The sequence below is a fragment of the Streptomyces panaciradicis genome, from assembly GCF_023516615.1.
Lineage (GTDB): Bacteria > Actinomycetota > Actinomycetes > Streptomycetales > Streptomycetaceae > Streptomyces > Streptomyces panaciradicis.
Genome location: NZ_JAMGBF010000201.1, coordinates 1 through 19,765, shown reverse-complemented (window position 1 = coordinate 19,765; position 19,765 = coordinate 1). Strand labels below are relative to the sequence as shown.

The following is a 19,765-nucleotide window of genomic DNA, read 5'->3' as shown; positions in this document are numbered from 1 at the left end:
GGGAGAGTAGGACGCCGCCGAACTCCTTTTAGAGCTCTGGCTCTTGGGCAATCAAGCCCGAGAGCCAGAGCTTTTTTGCGTTGAGGTAGGGTCAGGGGGCATCGTTGGCTCGTTTCCCACAGGAGGCCCCCGGGTGGAGGTCCAGGAGACCCGTGTTCAGACGAACCGGGTCCTCACCATCCCCAACATCCTCAGCATGGCGCGTCTCGTCGGCGTGCCGATCTTCCTGTGGCTGATTCTGAGGCCTGAGTTCGGAGGCCCGCAGAGTGACGGGTGGGCGCTGCTGGTGCTCGCTCTGAGCGGCATCAGCGACTATCTGGACGGCAAGCTGGCGCGACGCTGGAACCAGATCAGCAGCCTTGGCCGGCTCCTGGACCCCGCGGCCGACCGGCTCTACATTCTCTCGACATTGGTCGGTCTCACCTGGCGCGAGATTCTCCCGATCTGGTTGACCGCTGCACTTCTCGCGCGAGAGCTGCTTCTGCTGGTGATGGTGGGCATCCTCAGGCGGCACGGCTATCCGCCGCCGCAGGTGAACTTCCTCGGGAAGGCCGCCACCTTCAACCTGATGTACGCCTTCCCGCTGCTCCTGCTCAGTGACGGAACTGGCTGGCTGCCGTCACTCGCTGCTATTTTCGGATGGGCGTTCGCCGGATGGGGTACAACGCTGTACTGGTGGGCAGGAGTCCTCTACGTGGTACAAGTCCGCCGCCTGGTCCGTGCGGACGCCATGGCCGACTGAACTCACTGATTGCTGCCGCCCTAGCGGCTGGATGGCCCCCGCCGGGAAAGTGCGGGAGAATCTGGACGGGTGAAGTCGGCTAGACCGTCGTCTCTTGAGGAGGACGCTTCCGACATGAAGGCCGTCGTGATGGCCGGAGGCGAAGGCACCCGCCTTCGCCCCATGACTTCGAGTATGCCCAAGCCGCTCCTGCCCGTGGCGAACCGCCCGATCATGGAGCACGTGCTGCGGCTGCTCAAAAGGCATGGGTTGAACGAGACCGTCGTAACCGTCCAGTTCCTGGCCTCATTGGTCAAGAACTACTTCGGTGACGGTGAAGAGCTCGGCATGGAGCTTTCCTATGCCAACGAGGAGAAGCCACTCGGTACCGCCGGGAGCGTGAAGAACGCCGAAGAGGCGTTGAAGGACGATGCCTTTCTTGTCATCTCCGGCGATGCGCTGACCGACTTCGACCTCACCGAGCTGATCAATTTCCATAAGGAAAAGGGCGCGCTCGTCACCGTGTGTCTGACGCGTGTGCCCAATCCTTTGGAGTTCGGCATCACGATCGTCGACGAGGAAGGCAAGGTCGAGCGTTTCCTCGAGAAGCCGACCTGGGGTCAGGTCTTCTCCGACACCGTGAACACCGGGATCTACGTGATGGAGCCCGAGGTCTTCGACTACGTCGACCCCGATGTGCCCGTCGACTGGTCCGGTGACGTCTTCCCGCAGCTGATGAAGGAGGGCAAGCCGATCTACGGCTATGTCGCCGAGGGCTACTGGGAGGACGTCGGCACGCACGAGAGCTATGTGAAGGCGCAGGCCGACGTCCTGGAGGGCAAGGTCGACGTCGAGATCGACGGCTTCGAGATCTCCCCGGGCGTCTGGGTCGCCGAAGGTGCCGAGGTGCACCCCGACGCGGTTCTGCGTGGGCCCCTGTACATCGGCGACTACGCGAAGGTCGAAGCCGGCGCGGAAATCCGCGAGCACACGGTCGTCGGTTCCAACGTGGTCGTGAAGAGCGGCGCCTTTCTGCACAAGGCCGTCGTGCACGACAACGTGTACGTGGGTCAGCACAGCAATCTGCGCGGCTGTGTCGTCGGCAAGAACACCGACATCATGCGTGCTGCACGCATCGAGGACGGCGCCGTCATCGGTGACGAGTGCCTGATCGGTGAAGAATCGATCGTGCAGGGCAATGTGCGGGTCTACCCGTTCAAGACGATCGAGGCCGGCGCCTTCGTCAACACCTCGGTCATCTGGGAGTCCAGGGGCCAGGCGCACCTGTTCGGCGCCCGTGGCGTCTCGGGCATTCTGAACGTCGAGATCACTCCCGAGCTCGCCGTCCGCCTCGCCGGCGCCTACGCGACGACCCTCAAGAAGGGCTCGACGGTCACCACGGCCCGCGACCACTCCCGTGGTGCCCGGGCACTCAAGCGCGCGGTGATCTCGGCGCTGCAGGCCAGTGCCATCGACGTTCGCGACCTGGAGAACGTGCCGCTGCCCGTCGCCAGGCAGCAGACGGCGCGGGGCAGTGCCGGCGGCATCATGATCCGGACCACGCCCGGAGTGCCGGACTCGGTGGACATCATGTTCTTCGACGGCAACGGCGCGGACCTGTCGCAGGGCAGCCAGCGCAAGCTGGACCGCGTGTTCGCGCGTCAGGAGTACCGGCGGGCGTTCCCCGGCGAGATCGGCGACCTGCATTTCCCCGCCAGCGTGTTCGACTCCTACACGGGGTCGCTGCTGCGGAACGTCGACACGACCGGCATCAAAGAGTCCGGGTTGAAGGTCGTCGTGGACGCGTCCAACGGCAGTGCGGGGCTCGTACTGCCCAGCCTGCTCGGCAAGCTCGGCGTGGACTCGCTGACCATCAATCCCGGTCTCGACGAGGCCAGGCCCACGGAGACCAGCGACCAGCGGCGCTCCGGGCTGGTGCGGCTCGGTGAGATCGTGGCCTCGTCCCGTGCGGCGTTCGGCGTGCGGTTCGACCCGGTGGGCGAGCGGCTCTCCCTCGTCGACGAGAAGGGCCGGATCATCGAGGACGACCGGGCTCTGCTCGTCCTGCTCGACTTGGTCGCCGCCGAGCGGCGCAGCGGGCGGGTGGCGCTTCCGGTGACCACGACGCGGATCGCCGAGCAGGTGGCGGCGTACCACGGGACCCAGGTGGAGTGGACGACGACCTCGCCCGACGACCTCACCCGGGTCGGGGGCGACGACACGACCATCTTCGGCGGTGACGGCAAGGGCGGATTCATCGTTCCGGAGTTCAGCAGCGTCTTCGACGGCACGGCAGCCTTCGTACGGCTGATCGGCCTGGTGGCGCGGACGCAGCTCACGCTGAGCCAGATCGACGCGCGGATCCCGCGTGCGCACGTCCTCAAGCGCGACCTGGCGACTCCGTGGGCCGTCAAGGGACTGGTGATGCGGCGGGTCGTCGAGGAGGCCGGAGACCGCTTCGTGGACACCACGGACGGCGTGCGGGTCGTCGAGACCGACGGCCGCTGGGTGATGGTGCTGCCCGACCCGGCCGAGGCCGTCACCCATCTGTGGGCGGAAGGCCCGGACGACGCCTCCGCGCAGGCCCTGCTCGACGAGTGGGCGGCGGTCGTGGACAGCGCCGGACGCTGAAAAACGCTGCACGCGTGCGTGCCGGACAAGTGTCCCCAAGGGGGCCTGTCCGGCACGCCGGTGGGGCCATTCGGAGGTAGTGGCCGCAACGTGCGACGATGTGCGGCATGCCGCAGCAGCCCCCCATTCGGAGCACACCGACGCGCCCTTCGCGGCCGGACGCGTCCATGTTCCTCCTCACCAACGTCATGGACCACAGCCTCGACGACGGCTACGCCGAGGCGGCCGCCCGGAAGAAGGCCGCGGGCGCCGGCGGTATGCCCAGGACGCTGCGGGCCAGACTCGGCCTCGCCGCCGGGCTGGTCCTCGCGGCGCTGGTCGTGACGGTGGGGGCGGCGCAGGCGCGGGTGGCGGCTCCCGTCGTCGCCAAGGAGCGCGAGGAACTGATCGACCGCATCGACCGTGAGACGGCGACCGCGGACAAGCTGGAGCACTCCGTCGACACGTTGCGCGACGACGTGAACGCCCGGCAGCGGGAAGCGCTGAAGAAGAGCGGTGGCGACGACCAGGCGGAACTGGTGGGCCTGCTCTCGGGCGCCGTCGAGGTGCACGGACCCGGTGTGCGGCTGGTCGTGAACGACGCCAAGGAAGCGACCTCCGGGGGCAACGGCAACCCGCGAGAGACCTCGGACTTCTCCGACACCGGCCGGGTCCGCGACCGGGACATGCAGCGCGTGGTGAACGGTCTGTGGGAGTCGGGGGCGGAGGCCGTCTCCATCAACGGGCAGCGGCTGACCGCGCTGTCGGCGATCAGGGCCGCGGGTGACGCGATACTGGTCGACAACAGGCCGCTGGTGCCGCCCTATACCGTGCTGGCCGTGGGCAACGGGAAACAGCTGAGCACCAGGTTCCAGAACAGCGCCGACGGGTTGTACCTGCACGCCCTGCAGGAGAACTACGGCATCAGGACCAGCATCTCGGTGCAGGGCGATCTTCGGCTGCCCGCCGCGCCGAGTGTGATCGTACGTACAGCACAGCCGAAGAACGAGAAGACGGAGAAGGGCACATCGTGATCGCCGTACTGGGCCTCGTCGTGGGAGTCGTGGCCGGATTGTTGGTCCGGCCTGAGGTTCCGGCAGTCGTCGAGCCTTATCTGCCGATCGCCGTCGTCGCGGCGCTCGACGCCGTCTTCGGCGGGCTGCGGGCCATGCTGGACGGCATCTTCGACGACAAGGTCTTCGTCGTGTCGTTCCTGTCCAACGTGGTCGTGGCCGCGCTGATCGTGTTCCTGGGCGACAAGTTGGGCGTCGGAGCCCAGCTGTCCACCGGCGTCGTCGTGGTGCTCGGGATCCGCATCTTCTCGAACGCCGCGGCGATCCGCCGGCACGTGTTCCGGGCGTGAGGCCGATGAGCGACGAGAAGGACGAGAAGGGCGAGAAGAACGAGCCCGGGAACAGGCTGCGCAAGGAGCTGCCCGAAGAGGTGCCCGCGACGGCCCCCGAGGCGCCGGCGGAGACGCCCGAGGAGAAGGCCCGCCTGACCGGCCGGCAGCGGCTGGTGCAGGGGCTGTGGCCGCCGAGGGTGAGCCGTGCCCAACTGATCGTCGCGGTGCTGCTGTTCGGCCTCGGCTTCGGCCTCGCCGTGCAGGTGGCGTCGAACAGCGACAGTGACAGCGCGCTGCGCGGAGCGCGGCAGGAGGATCTTGTTCGCATCCTCGATGAACTCGACGACCGTACTCAACGTCTTGAGGACGAGAAGCAGGGGCTGCAGAAACAGCGCGACGAGTTGGAGAACAGCTCCGACCAGGCCGAGGAGGCCCGCAAGCAGACGGTCGAGAAGGAGAGGCAACTCGGCATTCTGGCGGGCACGGTGGCGGCGCAGGGGCCCGGCATCACGATGACGATCGACGACACGAAGGGGACGGTTCAGGCGGACATGCTGCTCGACGCGGTCCAGGAGCTGCGCGCGGCCGGGGCGGAGGCGATCCAGGTGAACGGCGTACGCGTCGTGGCCAGCACCTATCTCTCGGACTCCGGCAAGAGCGTGAGCGTCGACGGGAACAAGATCAACGCGCCCTATCGTTTCAAGGTCATCGGCAAGCCGGAGGACCTCGAGCCGGCGCTCAACATCCCTGGAGGCGTGGTGCAGACTCTCGAGAAGGAGCAGGCCACCGTCACTGTCGAGCGATCGAACAAGATCGTCGTGGACGCCTTGCGAGCGGCGAAGCGGCCTGACTACGCTCGGTCGTCCTCCCAGTGAACCGGCGGTGCATGGGGGGCGACCGGCAGGGGCATCAGGTTGCGGGGGGTCGGCGCACCGATTGGGTGGTGCGTGGTGGAAACTGTCTGGTGGATACGGACGTTGTGAGGATGTCCGGGTCGGCCGGCGTATTGAGTCAGGGTTCGTCCTGCCCCACGGGCGGGTCTGTTTCGGTCAAGGGGAATCGCCCGTGAAGTTGTTTGCGAAGTTGTTCGGCAAGAGCGCGCGAGAGGGCAGCGACAATGCCACTGCTCGTCATCGCGCACAGCCCGACGCGGAAGGCCAGCGTCCCCTCTTCCGGGACCAGGTCGCTGGGCCGGGCGGTGACATTTCCGGAGGTCAGGGCGCGCCGTCGGTTGACCCTGCGCAGTCCGGCGGCATAGGTTTCGGGCAACCGTCAACCTCAAGTACGGGTGGAGGGTTTTCCCCTATGTCGGCCCTGGTGTGTACGAGGTGCGGTAACCGCAACGCGGAGAACAGCCGCTTCTGCTCCAACTGCGGTGCCCCGCTGCGCGGTGGAGCCGCGGCCGAGCGGCCGTCCGAGACGACCTCCACGATCTCCATCTCCGGTATCGAGGCCTACGACGCCGAGGTGACCGGACAGACGCAGCTGCCGGCGCTCTCTCCCGAGGCGCAGGCGGCCGTGGACGCGCTGCCGCTGGGTTCCGCCCTGCTGGTGGTGCGCCGCGGTCCGAACTCGGGCAGCCGCTTCCTCCTGGACGGTGACCTGACGACGGCGGGCCGCCATCCGCAGAGCGACATCTTCCTCGACGACGTGACGGTCTCGCGTCGTCACGTGGAGTTCCGCCGCGGCGCGGACGGCACGTTCACGGTGGCCGACGTGGGCAGCCTCAACGGCACGTACGTCAACCGAGAGCGGATCGACCAGGTCGCCCTGAACAACGGCGACGAGGTGCAGATCGGCAAGTACCGGCTGGTCTTCTACGCGAGCCAGCAGGGCTACTGACCACTCCCGGACTCCGTCCGGGGGACCCCAGGGAATGTCCATGCTGCAAACACCGAGCGGTGGTGCCGGCCACGGCACCGCCGCCACGGACCGTGGTCTGATGAGCATCGGCACAGTGCTGAACGTGCTGCGCGAGGAGTTTCCCGAAGTCACCATCTCCAAGATTCGCTTCCTGGAGTCGGAAGGGCTCATCGAGCCCCAGCGAACCCCGTCCGGGTATCGCAAGTTCACCGTGGGCGACGTCGAGCGCCTCGGTCACGTGCTGCGGATGCAGCGCGATCACTACCTGCCGCTCAAGGTCATCCGGGAGCACTTGGACGCCATGGAGCGGGGAGAGGCCGTGGCGCTGCCCGCGGTGGGCCGCCAGCGGGAGGGTGAGGCCCTCCTGGAGCCCCTGGAGGGGCCGACGGCCGCCCGGATCGGACGGGACGAGCTGCTCGCCGCCGCCGAGATCGGCGAGGAGCAGCTCAAGGAGTGGGAGTCGTACGGGCTGCTCACCGCGATGCCGGACGGGGCCTACGACGCGGAGGCGGTCACCGTCGCCTCGCTCGTCCTGGAACTGGGGCGGTTCGGCATCGAGCCGCGGCACCTGAGGGCCATGAAGGCCGCCGCCGACCGCGAGGCGGGGCTCGTGGACCAGGTGGTGGCCCCGCTGAAGCGGCACCGCAATCCGCAGACCAGGGCCCACGCGGAGGCCCGTACGAAGGAGCTCGCGGCGCTCACGGTGAAGCTGCACGCGGCTCTCGTGCAGACCGCGCTCGGCGTGCGACTGCCCTGAACCCGGCGCGCGTCGCGAGGCCGGATCGTCCCCCCGTTTCCTGCCCGACTACCCAAACGTCCCGGGCACGTCCTAGGGTTGCTGTGTGAACGAGCTCGATGTCGTAGGTGTCCGGGTCGAAATGCCCTCCAACCAACCGATCGTGCTCCTGCGTGAAGTGGGAGGCGACCGCTACCTCCCCATCTGGATCGGGCCGGGGGAGGCGACGGCGATCGCCTTCGCCCAGCAGGGCATGGCCCCCGCCAGGCCGCTGACGCACGACCTGTTCAAGGACGTGCTGGAGGCCGTAGGCCAGGAGCTCACCGAAGTGCGCATCACGGACCTGCGTGAGGGCGTCTTCTACGCGGAGCTGGTGTTCGCCAGCGGAGTCGAGGTGAGCGCCCGTCCGTCGGATGCCATAGCGCTGGCGCTGCGCACCGGAACGCCGATCTACGGCAGTGACGGCGTGCTCGACGACGCGGGCATCGCGATCCCGGACGAGCAGGAGGACGAGGTGGAGAAGTTCCGCGAGTTCCTCGACCAGATCTCGCCGGAGGACTTCGGCACCAGCAGCCAGTGAGCCGGAACCGGCCCGGCGGACCCCGGTGTTCCGTGCGCGGCCGGTTCGCAGGCGATCACGGCTCAAATGCCCGCATTTGCCGGCGGCCCGTGCGAGCGTCCTGCGGCTTGCGTCGAGCGCATTCGGCTAGCCTTTCCCCGCGGTGGGGCACGGGAAACCACTCTCAGGGTGATTATCACTCGGCGTGCCGAGTGTGGCGGTCGTTGACGCACCCCTGGTGGCTGCCTACCGTCGAGGAGGCAGGTCAAGGACGGAGGTCGGCGTGAGAAGCAGCGGCGACGGTACGGCTGGGGGTGCCCCCGGACGAGGTCTCGGGGACAGCGGACCGTACCCTCCCCCAAGCTCTCAACTGCGTTCGAGTTGGGGGGACCCCCATCAGAGCAACGCGGCCGATCACGTCCCGCAGCGACCTGCGGCCGTGCCGAGCAGCGGAGGGGCGGCGTCGATGGCGTCCGAGGAGATCGGCTACCGGGGGCCCACGGCCTGCGCGGCCGCCGGCATCACCTACCGGCAACTGGACTACTGGGCGCGCACCGGGCTCGTCGAGCCGAGCGTGCGGCCCGCGTACGGGTCGGGGACGCAGCGCCTCTACAGCTTCCGGGACGTCGTCGTCCTGAAGATCGTCAAGCGCTTCCTGGACACCGGCGTGTCGCTGCAGAACATCCGGACCGCGGTGCAGCACCTGCGGGAGAGCGGCTTTCGTGACCTGGAGCGCATGACGCTCATGAGCGACGGCGCCACGGTCTACGAGTGCACCTCGCCCGACGAGGTCCACGCACTGCTCCAGGGCGGCCAGGGCGTCTTCGGGATCGCCGTCGGGGTGGTGTGGCGGGACGTGGAGAGCGCGCTGTCGCAGTTGCACGGCGAGCGCATCGACACCGGCGAGACCCTGGTGGGGCCGAACCCGGCCGACGAGCTGGCGCGGCGGCGCAACCGGGCCGTCTGAGGCGGGAGCTACGGCGGTCCGGCCGTCGTACGGGGGCATTGTCAGTGCCGTAGGGCAGCATCGGACCTGTGAGAAACGCGCCCACGATCCTGCATCTCGACATGGATGCCTTCTACGCCTCGGCGGAGCAGGCGTCCAAGCCGAGTCTGCGCGGGAAGGCCGTGGTCGTCGGCGGACTGGGACCCCGCGGGGTCGTGGCGACGGCCTCGTACGAGGCGCGGGTGTTCGGGGTGCGGTCCGCGATGCCGATGGCCCAGGCGCGGCGGCTGGCGCCGAACGCCGCGTATCTCGTGCCGCGCTTCGGGTTCTACCGGGCGATCAGCGAGCAGGTCATGAGGCTCCTGCACGCCCTGTCGCCCCTGGTGGAGCCGCTGAGCCTGGACGAGGCGTTCGTGGACCTGGAGGCCGGTGAGGCGGCCTGGGACGCGACGTCGGCGCGGCTGGTGGGGGAGAGGCTGCGGGCCGACATACGGGCCGTCACGGGGCTGACCGGGTCCGTGGGGCTCGCGGCGTCCAAGATGCTCGCGAAGATCGCCTCCGAGGAGGCCAAGCCGGACGGGCTGGTGCTGATCGAGCCCGGGACCGAGCGGGCCATGCTCGGGCCGATGTCGGTGCGGACCCTGCCGGGGGTGGGGCCGGCCACCGGCGACCATCTGCGGCGGGCCGGGATCACCACGGTCGACGACCTCGCCGAGGCCGGCGAGGACGAACTCGTACGCCTGCTGGGCAAGGCGCACGGGCACGCGCTGCACGCCATGGCGCTGGCCCACGACGACCGGCCCGTGGTGGCCGAGCGGGAGGCCAAGTCGGTGTCCGTCGAGGACACCTACGACGTCGACATCCACGACCGGCTGAGGGTGGGGCTGGAGGTGCAGCGGCTCGCCGACCGGTGTGTGCGCCGGCTGCGGGCTGCGGGGCTGTCGGGGCGGACCATCGTGCTGAAGGTGCGGCGGTACGACTTCTCCACGCTGACCCGGTCGGAGACGCTGCGGGGGCCGACCGACGATCCCGCGGTGGTGCGGGAGGCCGCCGCCCGCTTGCTGGATTCCGTGGACACGACCGGGGGTGTGCGGCTGCTGGGGGTCGGGGTGAGCGGGCTCGCCGACTACACGCAGGAGGACCTGTTCGCCCAGGCGGCCGGGGAAGGGGTGGCCGAGCAGGTCACGGACGAGGGGGACCGGCGGGAGGAGCCGGCCGAGGAGCAGCAGGCGGTCGTCGAGCGGCGGTGGCCCGCGGGGCACGATGTGCGGCACGCCGAGTTCGGGCACGGGTGGGTGCAGGGGAGCGGGCTGGGCCGGGTGACCGTGCGTTTCGAGACGCCCGGGTCGGAGCCGGGGCGGGTGCGGACGTTCCGGGTCGACGATCCCGACCTGGAGCCGGCCGATCCGCTGCCGCTGGTCGAGGATGCGACGGGGGTCTCCACGGAGGGAGTCGGTGCGTGACGGGGCGCGGGGCCGGCTTCAGGCGTCCGCGTCCTCCGTTCCCGCCAGCTTGCCGAAGTCGCGGTCCGGGAAGGGGGGCGGGGGCGCCACGTCCAGGCCGTAGTGGTGGTAGAGCTGCAGTTCCTGCTCCGGGGACAGGTGGCGGCCCACGCCGAAGTCCGGGGCGTCCTTGATGAGGGAGCGCTCGAAGGGGATGTGGAGGGTGCCCTCGACGAGCTCGCTGGGCGCCAGGGGGACGAAGGCGTCGCGGGAGAACAGGCCGGTGCGTATCGCCGCCCACTCCGGCACGCCGGTCGCGTCGTCGAGGTAGACCTCGTCGACGGTACCGATCTTGGTGCCGTTGCGGTCGAACGCCTTGCGGCCGATCAGGTTGCGCGGATCGATGTCGGTCTGCACGTGCCCTCCTGTTGCTCGCAACTCGTCCTAAGCACTACAAAAGAGCACAACGGGACGTGCGGCCACTCGAAAACATCTGTGACGTGCCCGCTGGTAGGCTGGCAGTGGCTGCTGACCCCGTGCGGGAGAGTCCTCCGGAGAACACCGGAGGCGCCGAAGGAGCAAATCCTCCCCGGAATCTCTCAGGCTCACGTACCGCACGGACGAGGTCACTCTGGAAAGCAGGGCGGGTGTCGACGGCTTCCGCTCTCACCGACGGTGAAAACCGGGCGCCCTCGGGTGGTCCGGTGAAGCTCTCAGGTTGAGATGACAGAGGGGGAGGCCGTCCGGGTACCCGCGCCGTGGTGCCCCTCGAAGGTCGCGTCAGACCAGGAGGCCTCCGCAATGACCGCCCACCGCATTCCGCTCTCCGAGCTCGAACAGGGAATCCCCTTCGAGCAGCGCCACATCGGCCCCGACCACGAGGCACGGGCCAAGATGCTCGCGCAGGTCGGGTACGGCTCGCTGGACGAGCTGACCGCCGCCGCGGTACCGGACGTGATCAAGAACGCCGACGCGCTCGATCTGCCGGGCGCGCGGACCGAGGCCGAGGTGCTCGCCGAGCTGCGTTCGCTCGCCGACCGCAACCAGGTCCTCGACTCCATGATCGGCCTCGGCTACTACGGCACCTTCACCCCGCCGGTGATCCTGCGGAACGTGATGGAGAACCCCGCCTGGTACACGGCCTACACGCCGTACCAGCCGGAGATCTCGCAGGGCCGCCTGGAGGCCCTGCTGAACTTCCAGACCGTGGTCGCCGACCTGACCGGACTGCCCACCTCCGGTGCCTCCCTGCTCGACGAGGGGACGGCGGCCGCCGAGGCCGTGGCGCTGTCCCGGCGCATGGGGAAGAACAAGAAGGGGCTCTTCCTCGTCGACGCGGACACGCTGCCGCAGACCATCGCGGTCATCGAGACCCGTGCCGAGCCGGCGGGCGTGGAGGTCGTGGTCGCCGACCTCGGCGACGGCATCCCGGCGGAGATCGCCTCGCGCGAGATCAACGGCGTGCTGCTCCAGTACCCCGGCGCCTCCGGTGCCGTACGCGACATCAAGCGGGTCATCGACCAGGCGCACGAGCTCGGCGCGCTCGTCACCGTGGCCGCCGACCTTCTCGCGCTGACCCTGCTGAAGTCGCCCGGCGAGCTCGGGGCGGACATCGCCGTCGGCACCACGCAGCGCTTCGGTGTGCCGATGGGCTTCGGCGGGCCGCACGCCGGCTACATGGCCGTACAGGAGAAGTTCGCGCGCAGCCTGCCCGGGCGGCTCGTCGGCGTGTCCGTGGACGCGGACGGGCACAAGGCCTACCGGCTGGCGCTGCAGACCCGTGAGCAGCACATCCGCCGGGAGAAGGCCACCAGCAACATCTGCACGGCACAGGTGCTGCTCGCCGTCATGGCCGGCATGTACGCCGTCTACCACGGGCCGGACGGCCTGAAGGGCATCGCGCGGCGCACCCACCGGTACGCGTCCGTCCTGGCCGAGGGGCTGCGGGCCGGCGGCGTGGAGGTCGTGCACGGCTCCTACTTCGACACCGTGACCACGCGCGTGCCCGGGCAGGCGGCCGAGATCGTCGCCGCCGCGCGGGAGAACGGCGTCAACCTGCGGCTCGTCGACGCCGACCACGTCTCCGCCGCCTGCGACGAGACCACCGGCCGGGCCCAGCTGAGCGCCGTGTGGAGCGCGTTCGGCGTCAAGGGCGACATCGAGGCGCTGGACGCCGTCGTCGAGGACGCCCTGCCGGGCGAGCTGCTGCGCGACGACGACATCCTCACCCACCCCGTCTTCCACCAGCACCGCTCCGAGACCGCGATGCTGCGCTACCTGCGCCGCCTCGCCGACCGGGACTACGCGCTCGACCGCGGCATGATCCCGCTGGGCTCCTGCACCATGAAGCTCAACGCGACCACCGAGATGGAGCCGGTCACCTGGCCCGAGTTCGGGCAGCTGCACCCCTTCGCGCCCGCCGAGCAGGCCCAGGGCTACCTCACGCTCATCCGCGAGCTGGAGGAGCGGCTGGCCGAGGTCACCGGGTACGACAAGGTGTCGCTCCAGCCCAACGCCGGCTCGCAGGGCGAGCTGGCCGGCCTGCTCGCCGTCCGCGGCTACCACCGGGCCAACGGTGACGAGCAGCGCACCGTCTGCCTGATCCCGTCGTCCGCGCACGGGACGAACGCGGCCAGCGCCGTCATGGCGGGCATGAAGGTCGTCGTCGTCAAGACCGCCGAGGACGGCGAGATCGACGTCGAGGACCTGCGGGCGAAGATCGAGCAGTACCGCGACGAGCTGGCGGTGCTGATGATCACCTACCCGTCGACGCACGGCGTGTTCGAGGAGCACGTCGCGGACATCTGCGCCCAGGTGCACGACGCGGGCGGGCAGGTGTACGTCGACGGCGCCAACCTCAACGCGCTCGTCGGGCTCGCCAAGCCGGGCCACTTCGGCGGCGACGTCTCGCACCTCAACCTGCACAAGACCTTCTGCATCCCGCACGGCGGCGGCGGCCCGGGCGTCGGCCCGGTCGGTGTGCGCGCCCACCTGGCGCCGTACCTGCCCAACCACCCGATGCAGCCGGCCGCCGGGCCGGAGACGGGCGTCGGCCCGATCTCCGCCGCGCCCTGGGGCTCGGCCGGCATCCTGCCGATCTCGTGGGCCTACGTCCGGCTCATGGGCGGCGAGGGGCTGAAGCGGGCCACGCAGGTGGCCGTGCTCTCCGCCAACTACATCGCCAAGCGGCTCGAACCCCACTACCCGGTGCTCTACACCGGCCCCGGCGGGCTGGTCGCGCACGAGTGCATCATCGACCTGCGGCCGCTGACCAAGGCGACCGGCGTGAGCGTGGACGACGTCGCCAAGCGGCTCATCGACTACGGCTTCCACGCGCCGACGATGTCCTTCCCGGTGGCCGGCACGCTGATGATCGAGCCGACCGAGTCCGAGGACATCGGCGAGCTGGACCGGTTCTGCGAGGCTATGATCGCCATTCGCGCGGAGATCGAGAAGGTCGGCGCGGGCGAGTGGCCGGCGGACGACAACCCGCTGCGGGGCGCTCCGCACACCGCTGCCGCGCTGGGCGGGGAGTGGGAGCACGCCTACTCGCGTGCGGAGGCCGTCTTCCCCGCCGGGGTCTCGGCCGCCGACAAGTACTGGCCGCCGGTGCGCCGGATCGACCAGGCCTACGGTGACCGCAACCTGGTCTGCTCCTGCCCGCCGCTGGACGCGTACGAGGACTGAGCCGGCAGGCTCGCAGCGAGGGCCCCGCTCCGGCGGGGCCCTCTCGCATGTGCGGGGGCCTCGTGGGTGTGGCCGTCAGGTGGTGGCGAGGGAGATCTCCGTCGACTTGATCAGGGCGACGACCGAGGTGCCGGCCGCCAGGCCGAGGTCCTGTACGGCGTCCGCCGTGATCGCGGACGTGAGTTCGGCGCCCTGGACGGCCACCTTGACGGAGGCCATGGCGCCGCCGGTCGCGAGGCCGGTGACCGTCCCGGGCAGCTGGTTGCGGATGGACAGGCCCGAGACCGGGGCGGTGGCCAGGGAGATCTCGGTGGACTTCACCAGGGCGCGGACGGCGGTGCCGTCGGTGAGGCCGAGGTCCTCGACGGACTCCCGGGTGATCGCCGCGGTGATGTCCTGGCCGCCGGCGAGGCGCACCTTGACGGTCGCCATCACTTCGCCGGGGGTGACGGCGGTGACCGTGCCGGGGATCTGGTTGCGGATGCTCAGGGTCATGGGCAAACCCTAGGGCCGGAGGTCCGTCATGCCGGGTATGCGTGCGTCTGCGTCGCCTTGACCGTCGCCCAGACCACCGAACCGGGGTGCAGGTCGAGTTCGGCCGCGGCGACCGTGGTGAGGTCGGCGGCCAGCGGGAGTTCGCCCGTGAGGTCGGCGCGGATCTGGTCGCCGTGGGTCTCCAGACCGGCCACCTCGCAGCGCCAGTGGTTGCGGGCGCTGGAGCCGGTGGGCGGGTCACGGAACAGGGTGACGGCGCTGGGCGGGAACGCGACGAAGACCGGGCCGGACAGGTCCTCGGTGGTCGTGATGGCCGGCCCGGCGTCCAGGCGCACGGTGTGCCCCTCGGCCCGGCCCTTGTAGAGGTTCAGGCCGACCAGCCGGGCGATGTAGTCGGTACGGGGGTGACGGGCGATGTCGGACGGGCTGCCCTCCTGGACGACCTCGCCGTGCTCGACGACCACCAGCCGGTCGGCGAGCACCATGGCGTCCAGGGGGTCGTGCGTGACGAGGACCGCCACCGCCTCGAACTCCGCCAGGTGGCGGCGCAGTTGCGCGCGTACGTCGAGGCGGGTGCGGGCGTCGAGGGCGGCGAGGGGTTCGTCGAGGAGGAGCAGGCGGGGGTCGGTGGCGAGGGCGCGGGCGAGGGCGACGCGCTGGGCCTGGCCGCCGGAGAGGCGGCGGGGTCTGGCGGTGAGGTGGTCCGCCAGGCCCATGCGGGTCAGCCATTCCGTGGCCCGGGCCCGGGACTCGGCCTTCGAGGCACCCTGGCAGCGGGGGCCGAAGGCGACGTTGTCCAGGGCGGTGAGGTGGGGGAAGAGCAGGTAGTCCTGGAAGACCACGCCGACGGGGCGGTTCTCGGGGGGCGTGCGGGTCAGGTCGGTGCCGTCGAGGCGGAGGTGGCCGCCGGTGAGGGGGGTGAGGCCGGCCAGGGCACGCAGGGCGGTCGTCTTGCCGGCGCCGTTCGGGCCGAGGAGGGCGAGGACCTCGCCGGGGGCGGCGGTGAGGGTGATGTCCAGGCGGAAGTGGGGGCGGGCCACCTGGAGGTGGGCGTCCAGGGCGGTGAGGGTTGGGTGCGGGTGCGGGTGCGGGTGCGGGTGCGGGTGCGCGGGTGTGCGTGTTGCCGGGCCCTCGGCCGGGACGGGGTTCCGGCCCGTGCCACCCGCGCCGCCCGTGACGGGTTCGGGGTCGGGTGCGGATGGCCCCGGCGGAGGCTGGGCGCCGTCGGCGGCTGCGGGGTGGGGGTTTCGCATCAGGTGGCCGGCCCTCGGGTCCGGCGGGTTCTCGGGGACGAGTGGGCTTTCGTAGGTCATGACGGCGTCATCCAGCGGTCCCGTAGCCCCGCCAGTACCGCGATCGAGACGGTCAGGAGGACCAGGCTGAGGGCGATGGCCGCCTCCGGGTTGTTCTGCAGGGCCAGGTACACCGCCAGGGGCATCGTCTGGGTGCGGCCGGGGAAGTTGCCCGCGAAGGTGATCGTCGCGCCGAACTCGCCCAGCGCCCGGGCCCAGGCGAGGACGGCGCCCGCGGCGATGCCGGGGGCGATGAGGGGGAGCGTGACGCGGCGGAACGCGGTGAAGCGGGAGGCGCCCAGGGTGGTGGCCGCCTCCTCGTAACGGGGATCCGCCGCGCGCAGGGTGCCCTCGACGCTGATGACGAGGAACGGCAGCGCCACGAAGGTCTCGGCGACCACGACGCCGGCCGTGGTGAAGGGCAGCGTGATGCCGAACCAGGAGTCCAGCCACTGGCCCACGATGCCGTTGCGGCCGAGGGCGAGGAGCAGGGCGACGCCGCCGACGACCGGCGGCAGGACGAGGGGCAGGGTCACCAGGGCGCGTACCAGACCGCGCCCGGGAAAGTCGGTGCGGGCCAGCAGCCAGGCCAGCGGGACGCCGAGGACCAGGCACACCAGGGTCGCGGACGTGGCGCACACCAGCGACAGGCGCAGCGCCTGCCACACCTCGGCGCTGGTCAACTGGTCCGGGAGGGCGCTCCAGGGGGCCCGGACGAGGAGGGCGAGCAGCGGCAGGAGCAGGAAGGCCAGCCCGAGGAGAGCGGGGAGCAGGAGGGGCAGCGGGACTCCGCGGCCTCGCGGGTAGGGCCCGTACGACGTCCGGCCGCGTAGGCCGCGTGAGCTGCGCGGGCCGGAGCGGGTCCCGTCCCGGGGGCCTTCACGCCGGGACGGACCGCTCTTGCGGACACGGCCGGGCCCCGGGCCGCCCTCGAGGGTGTCGGCCGCGGGGTCGGGCTCGTCGTCGGGGGTCATGGCTTGAGGAACCCTGCGGCGCTCAGGACCTTCTGGCCCTCCGGGGACCTCACCAGCTGGATGAAGGCCCGGGCCGCGGCGGCGTTGGGCGCGTCCTTGAGCAGGGCGATCGGGTAGTCGTTGACCGCGTCGGCGGACTCGGGGAACTCCACACCCTCCACCTTGTCACCGGCGGTCTTCACGTCCGTCTTGTAGACGACGGCCGCGTCGGCCTCCTTCAGCTCGACCTTCGTCAGGGCGCTCTTGACGTCCTGCTCGTAGGAGACCGGGGTCAGCTTCAGCTTGCTCGCGTCGAGGGCCTTCTGAGCCGCGGCGCCGCAGGGGACCGTCTTGTCGCACAGGACGACCTTGAGGCCCGACCTGGTGAGGTCCTTCAGGGAGGAGACCTTGTCGGGGTTGCCCGGCAGGGTGGCGATCTCCAGCTGGTTGCGGACGAAGGTGGCCGGGGTGCCGACCGCGTCCTTCTCGCCGGTCACGATCGCCATCGTCTTGGGGCTGGCGGCCGCGAAGACGTCGGCCGGGGCGCCGCCGGTGATGCTCGCCGCGAGGGTGTCGCTGCCGCCGAAGTTGAAGGTGACCTTCGTGCCGGGGTGCTCCTTCTCGAACTCCTTGCCCAGGGTCGTGAAGCTCTCCTGGAGGGAGGCGGCGGCGAAGACGGTGACCGTGCCGGACAGCTTTCCCGACGAGGACGGCGAGGACGCGGCCTTCGTGTCGTTCGAGTCGGAGGACGAGCACGCGGTCAGGGCCAGCAGCGCGGCGGCTCCAGCGCCGGCCGCCTGCAGGGTGCGGCGGGGCCTGCGCACGGAACGGGTCATCACGGGGTCCACTCCCTTGGTTGCCTCCGTGGAGGAGCCCGAGCCTGCCGGGCCCCTCCCATGTGTCGATCATACTGACGCATATGCGAGGTGTAAGTCTCCTGTGGCTTTGCATGAGCGGGCCCAATGCGCGCAGGGGGCGCGCATGTGCGTTCATACGGGACGGGCGGGGCGGAGGGGGTGGACGGGCATTCCGGCCCACTCGCGCGCGGAGGGGTCAGGTGCGGTCGATGTGGACGTTCGTCGACTTCACGCGGGCCGTCGCCTCCATGCCGACCTCCAGGCCCAGTTCCTCCACCGCCTCGCGGGTCAGGAGGGAGACCAGGCGGTGCGGGCCGGCCTGGATCTCGACCTGGGCGGCGACGTCCCCGAGCTTGATCGCGGTGACGATCCCGGGGAAGGCGTTGCGGACCGAGGTGTACGGGGCCTCGTCCTCGGCGCTGCCGGCCTTGGCGAGTTCGACGGAGAAGGCCGCCAGTGCCCGGCCGTCGATGAGGCGGCGTCCGCCCTCGTCGCGGTGGGTCGCGACCCGGCCGGCGTCGGCCCAGCGGCGTGCGGTGTCCGGGCTGACGCCGAGCAGCCGCGCTGCCTGGCCGATCGTGTAGCTCTGCATGCGGTCACGATAGGGCGGAGAGCGGAGCCGGGCGGAAAGCCGGGAGGGGGTCTGGGTGGGTAAGCCGTTTGGGGGTCTCAGTGAGAAAAGGCTTGAACCCGAGCTGTAACGCGATATAGCGTTAATTCCGTCAGGGTGGTCCGCCGGTGCAGTGGCGGCCTTCGGAATGGTGGGCGGGATCGGGGGGCGTATGTCCATTGAGCCGGCATCGAGGGGTGGCGTCTCCGTCGCGCTGAGGGCCTCGCACGCGGACCGGGACCGGGTCGTGGACGTCCTGCGGACGGCGGCCGGGGACGGCAGGCTGACCGTGGACGAGCTCGACGAACGCGTGGAGGCCGCGCTGACCGCCCGCACGCTGAAGGAGCTCGACACCCTGACGGCCGATCTGCCGGTGCCGGGCGGCGGCGGCACCCTCGGGGCGCACGACGTCATCCGTATCGAGCAGCGGGGGGCGTCCACGCTGCGGGGCGAGGGCTGGATGGTTCCCCGGCAACTGGAGATCGACTCCGAGTGGGGTGATGTGACCCTCGACCTCGACGACGCGGTGATCACGCACGACACCCTGCGCATACGGCTCGACATGCGCGGCGGCACGCTGAAGCTGCTGACCCGCCCGGGGATCGTCGTGGACACGGACGCGCTGACGCTTCAGTTCGCCGAGAGCAAGGCCCGTCCGGGGGACGGCTCGGGTGTCCCCGTCGTGCTGCGCGTCGAGATACAGGGCCGGCTGAGCTTCGGCCGGGTGGTGGTGCGTCCGCGGCGTCGGCGGATCAGGAGAGCCCCGACTCCCTGAGGACCGCGCGTGCGGTCTCGTCGTCGATGCGGTGGCCGAGGCGCCGCAGGACGTCGAAGCCCTGGTGCAGGGTGCCCCGTTCGAGCGAGCGGCGTGCTCCCGTGTCCAGTTCGTGCCACAGCACGGGGTTGGCGATCAGGATCCGGGGGTCGAGTTCCAGGCGGTTGCCGTGGATGTCGCGGAGCACCAGGTGGGAGGAGACGCCGCCGTACTGCGTCACCGCCACCAGGGCGTCCGTGTGGATCGTCCGCCGATGCAGGGGGCTGCGTGCCGTGAGGCGGCCCGCGTCGGCGGTGACCTGCGGCGGAAGCAGGACGATGAAGACCGCGAGGGAGAGGGCGAGCCAGACCAGGGCGCGCAGCGGGGTCAGGGTCCGGGCGTCCCAGTCGACCAGTTCGGTCATGGCGCAGAAGACGAGCGCGCAGCCCCCGGCCAGCCGTGCACTGCCACGCCAGTGGCGGTCGCCGGCCGGGCTCGACGGCCCGCTGCCTCGCATGGAATGACCGTAGGCCGGGGCGCGAGCGATGACGACGGGCCTTGACGGGGTCCTGACGGCCGAAGGTGCGGTCTTGACTCGATCTTGACGCGTACGTCAGCCGGTGTGGACGCGGGGCCGGCGGGCGCGGTCCGGCTCCGCCTCGCGCAGTACCTCCCGGGTGACCGGGGCGACCTCGCCCTGGCCGAAGAGGAAGAACCGCAGGAAGTTCGCGAAGGGGGTGCCCTCGGTCCACTCGAAGTAGATGTGCGGGATGCAGCCGGTGGTGTCACGGACGTGGAGGAGGAGGGCGGCCAGGGCGTTGGGAATGGAGGAGGACTCCAGGGTCAGCACGCGGTAGCGGTTGTGCAGGACCTCGCCGCGCACGGTGAGGCCGGC

General features: G+C 70.5%; 19 protein-coding genes, 1 pseudogene and 1 riboswitch. Of the genes and pseudogenes, 12 read left to right on the top strand and 8 right to left on the bottom strand.

Annotated features, from left to right (window positions below; translation table 11 throughout):
* The first annotated feature begins 133 nt into the window (after nt 1–133).
* The 10 genes from clsA to M8J74_RS40440 all read left to right on the top strand — a co-directional run bounded on the left by clsA (nt 134) and on the right by M8J74_RS40440 (nt 10,243).
* Complete coding sequence (clsA, locus tag M8J74_RS40485) at nt 134–742, top strand: cardiolipin synthase ClsA (protein ID WP_249841190.1); 609 nt, start codon at nt 134–136, stop codon at nt 740–742.
* Nucleotides 743–856: 114 nt separating this feature from the next.
* Nucleotides 857–3,352, top strand: a complete 2,496-nt coding sequence (locus M8J74_RS40480) for a mannose-1-phosphate guanyltransferase (RefSeq protein WP_249841189.1) — start codon at nt 857–859, stop codon at nt 3,350–3,352.
* 107 nt (nt 3,353–3,459) lie between these two features.
* Complete coding sequence (locus M8J74_RS40475; RefSeq protein ID WP_249841188.1) at nt 3,460–4,365, top strand: DUF881 domain-containing protein; 906 nt, start codon at nt 3,460–3,462, stop codon at nt 4,363–4,365.
* Nucleotides 4,362–4,694: a small basic family protein gene (locus M8J74_RS40470; RefSeq protein WP_003988855.1), complete on the top strand. Its 333-nt coding sequence runs from the start codon at nt 4,362–4,364 to the stop codon at nt 4,692–4,694. Before M8J74_RS40475 ends, M8J74_RS40470 begins: the two co-directional genes overlap by 4 nt.
* Before the next feature lie 5 nt (nt 4,695–4,699).
* Nucleotides 4,700–5,551: a DUF881 domain-containing protein gene (locus tag M8J74_RS40465; protein ID WP_058926604.1), complete on the top strand. Its 852-nt coding sequence runs from the start codon at nt 4,700–4,702 to the stop codon at nt 5,549–5,551.
* 61 nt (nt 5,552–5,612) lie between these two features.
* Nucleotides 5,613–6,518 (top strand): zinc-ribbon and FHA domain-containing protein, encoded by a 906-nt coding sequence (locus M8J74_RS40460; protein WP_079078211.1) that lies wholly within the window; start codon nt 5,613–5,615, stop codon nt 6,516–6,518.
* A 40-nt stretch (nt 6,519–6,558) separates the two neighbouring features.
* Entirely contained in the window at nt 6,559–7,296 is a 738-nt protein-coding gene (gene ftsR / locus M8J74_RS40455; RefSeq protein WP_058926606.1) for a transcriptional regulator FtsR, read from the top strand.
* A gap of 85 nt (nt 7,297–7,381) precedes the next feature.
* Nucleotides 7,382–7,855, top strand: a complete 474-nt coding sequence (locus M8J74_RS40450; RefSeq protein WP_004002801.1) for a bifunctional nuclease family protein — start codon at nt 7,382–7,384, stop codon at nt 7,853–7,855.
* A 262-nt stretch (nt 7,856–8,117) separates the two neighbouring features.
* The gene (locus M8J74_RS40445; protein ID WP_249841187.1) at nt 8,118–8,801 is read left to right on the top strand and encodes a MerR family transcriptional regulator; all 684 of its coding nucleotides are present in this window, start codon (nt 8,118–8,120) and stop codon (nt 8,799–8,801) included.
* A gap of 68 nt (nt 8,802–8,869) precedes the next feature.
* A complete protein-coding gene (locus M8J74_RS40440) occupies nt 8,870–10,243 on the top strand; it encodes a DNA polymerase IV (protein WP_249841186.1) in 1,374 nt (457 codons plus the stop codon).
* An 18-nt stretch (nt 10,244–10,261) separates the two neighbouring features.
* On the opposite strand, the gene M8J74_RS45110 is transcribed toward M8J74_RS40440, so the two are convergent.
* Nucleotides 10,262–10,639 carry a PRC-barrel domain-containing protein gene (locus tag M8J74_RS45110; RefSeq protein ID WP_058926609.1) on the bottom strand — a complete coding sequence of 126 codons (378 nt, stop codon included), beginning with the start codon at nt 10,637–10,639 and terminating at the stop codon, nt 10,262–10,264.
* Between the two features lie 112 nt (nt 10,640–10,751).
* A riboswitch (glycine riboswitch) is annotated at nt 10,752–10,847 on the top strand.
* A 176-nt stretch (nt 10,848–11,023) separates the two neighbouring features.
* On the opposite strand from M8J74_RS45110, the gene gcvP reads away from it, so the two are divergent.
* Nucleotides 11,024–13,909: an aminomethyl-transferring glycine dehydrogenase gene (gcvP, locus tag M8J74_RS40430; protein ID WP_249841185.1), complete on the top strand. Its 2,886-nt coding sequence runs from the start codon at nt 11,024–11,026 to the stop codon at nt 13,907–13,909.
* Nucleotides 13,910–13,984: 75 nt separating this feature from the next.
* On the opposite strand, the gene M8J74_RS40425 is transcribed toward gcvP, so the two are convergent.
* From M8J74_RS40425 to M8J74_RS40405, 5 genes are all read right to left on the bottom strand, one after another.
* A complete protein-coding gene (locus M8J74_RS40425; RefSeq protein ID WP_249841184.1) occupies nt 13,985–14,404 on the bottom strand; it encodes a TOBE domain-containing protein in 420 nt (139 codons plus the stop codon).
* 26 nt (nt 14,405–14,430) lie between these two features.
* Complete coding sequence (locus M8J74_RS40420) at nt 14,431–15,717, bottom strand: ABC transporter ATP-binding protein (protein WP_249841183.1); 1,287 nt, start codon at nt 15,715–15,717, stop codon at nt 14,431–14,433.
* On the bottom strand, nt 15,714–16,670 hold the full coding sequence (gene modB, locus M8J74_RS40415; RefSeq protein ID WP_249841182.1) for a molybdate ABC transporter permease subunit: 957 nt from the start codon (nt 16,668–16,670) through the stop codon (nt 15,714–15,716). The genes M8J74_RS40420 and modB overlap by 4 nt, the downstream gene beginning before the upstream one ends.
* Nucleotides 16,667–17,485 carry a molybdate ABC transporter substrate-binding protein gene (gene modA, locus M8J74_RS40410; protein ID WP_249841181.1) on the bottom strand — a complete coding sequence of 273 codons (819 nt, stop codon included), beginning with the start codon at nt 17,483–17,485 and terminating at the stop codon, nt 16,667–16,669. Before modA ends, modB begins: the two co-directional genes overlap by 4 nt.
* 217 nt (nt 17,486–17,702) lie before the next feature.
* Nucleotides 17,703–18,098, bottom strand: a complete 396-nt coding sequence (locus tag M8J74_RS40405) for a TOBE domain-containing protein (protein ID WP_058926613.1) — start codon at nt 18,096–18,098, stop codon at nt 17,703–17,705.
* 190 nt (nt 18,099–18,288) lie between these two features.
* Here M8J74_RS40405 and M8J74_RS40400 point away from each other — a divergent pair, with 190 nt between their 5' ends.
* Nucleotides 18,289–18,891: a DUF1707 SHOCT-like domain-containing protein gene (locus M8J74_RS40400; protein WP_249841180.1), complete on the top strand. Its 603-nt coding sequence runs from the start codon at nt 18,289–18,291 to the stop codon at nt 18,889–18,891.
* Here M8J74_RS40400 and M8J74_RS40395 read toward each other — a convergent pair.
* Both M8J74_RS40395 and M8J74_RS40390 read right to left on the bottom strand, forming a co-directional pair.
* Complete coding sequence (locus M8J74_RS40395; protein ID WP_249841179.1) at nt 18,869–19,387, bottom strand: hypothetical protein; 519 nt, start codon at nt 19,385–19,387, stop codon at nt 18,869–18,871. The two genes, M8J74_RS40400 and M8J74_RS40395, sit on opposite strands and share 23 nt — an antisense overlap.
* 96 nt (nt 19,388–19,483) lie before the next feature.
* A pseudogene (locus tag M8J74_RS40390) lies at nt 19,484–19,765 on the bottom strand (amino acid transporter); the annotation flags it as partial.